Source organism: Saccharopolyspora sp. (assembly GCF_017434145.1).
Classification (GTDB): domain Bacteria; phylum Actinomycetota; class Actinomycetes; order Mycobacteriales; family Pseudonocardiaceae; genus Saccharopolyspora_C; species Saccharopolyspora_C galaxeae.
The window spans coordinates 1-1766 of sequence record NZ_JAFRFW010000878.1; the positions used below are offsets into that span (position 1 = coordinate 1).

The following is a 1766-nucleotide window of genomic DNA, read 5'->3' on the forward strand; positions in this document are numbered from 1 at the left end:
AGACCGACGGCGACGACCGCCCGGCGATCGAGGGCAACGTGGAGCTGCACGTCGAGTCCACCGCGGCGTGCCGGTTGCAGGAGCTCGCGAGCAATCCGTCCGAGCGCGAAGTGGTGTTGCTGCCTTCCTCGCAGCTGATGGTGCACAGCAAGGAACTCGTGCCGTACGAGGCCGGGGACGGTTCCACCAAGCACAAATGGGTCATCCACGCCGAAGAGATCGCGCCGGGCGACCCGCGGCACTTGGGCCAGGACCAGGCGAAACAGCTGATGGTCGAGCGTCAGGACCTCGCGCGGCGGCAGGCGGCCGAATTCGCCGCGAGCAACGACTTCGACTCGGTCCTGAACCCGGCGGGCAGCCCGCAGGACCACGCGGCGCACGGGGAGCCTTCGGACGGCCGGGCCACCAGCGGCCTGCACATTCCGACCGAGACCGCAGTCGCCGACCCGGGCCGATCCGCCGACCTCGATGGCGTTCCGGCTCCCCGAACGGACTCCGCAACGGAACTTCCCGGCGAGGAGCCCGGGCCGAGCAAGCTCGAGCGGATGCTTGCGCCGGACGACACCCCGTTCTCCGGGCATCCCGCGGATCCGTTCGGCCCGGATGACGGCTTCGGCGCGACCGGACCACCCCTGGACGTGGACGGAAATCCGGATTGGCGTCAGCTCGAACGCAGCACGCCCCCGGTCACCAACCTGCCTGCGATCCACAACGACACCGCGGTACCGGAGCACCACGCCGCGTACGTCGACCAGCGCCACCCGGAGCTTCGCGCGGTCAACCCGAACTTCGACCACCCGAACGCTTACGAGAACGGCACGAGGACGAACTGCACCCGGTGCGTCGTGTCGTACGCGCAGCGGTTGATCGGCATCGACGCGCAAGCCGAGCCGGTGCTGCCGAACGAGCTCAAGGCCAAAGGAACGTTGCCGTGGGTGCAGCAACAACTCGGCGGTGCGTGGGAAAGCCACGGCAGCTACGACGACGTGATCAGCCGGATGAGCGGGCAGCCGCTCGGCTCGCACGCCGTCATCGGTGTTCAGTTCGCCACTCCGGACGGCGTGCTCGGTCACGTCGCGATGGTGACCAACACGCCCGAAGGCGTGGCGTTCATCGATCCGCAGTCCGGCACGCTGATGCAACTGCCGCACCCGCCACTAGGGTTGCACCTGCTGCCGTTCGGATCGCTGGAGTCGGAACTCCCCGATGCCGGGGCCGGTCATTCCGGGGACCACACCGGTGGCGCTGCCGAAAAATCCGCCGAGCCGCAGGAATCGGCCGATGCCCCGCTGTCGGACACCGACGGCGTCCGCGAGTCGCCTGCCGACGATCTGCACCGCCTTCCGGACGGACCGTGGTTCGGGCAGCACACCAACCCGTTCCGGCCGACGATCGAGGAAGAAGAGCCGGCATCGGCCGTGCCGCCGACCGGTGCCGCGCATTACGGGCGATCGGCGGGCGAACCGGGCGCGGAAGAACCGGGTACGTCGGCACCTGCCGTGCCGCATGAGCCAGCGCCTGCAAACGGTCCACAAGGGACTTCGCAAGCCTCGGATGTGCCTGCTGTGCCTGGGCATTCCGAATCCGCACGTCTCGGCGGAATGAACAGGTCGATGAGTGGAACGCTGGAACCCGAGACGGCCGCTCAGGATCCCGCCGAACAGACCGGTTCCGAAAGTGGCGGCCCGGCATCCGCCGGCAGCGCCGCACCGGGTACGTCCACCAGCTCCGCCGTCGATGCGCGGGCGGGCGATGCTCCCAGCGCA

Annotated in this window: 1 protein-coding gene; it reads left to right on the forward strand. The window is 69.1% G+C overall.

Annotation, left to right across the window (positions count from 1 at the left end; translation table 11 throughout):
* Nucleotides 1–1766: toxin glutamine deamidase domain-containing protein (locus IJH84_RS23860; RefSeq protein WP_295149278.1), on the forward strand; the 1766-nt coding region annotated here is incomplete at both ends.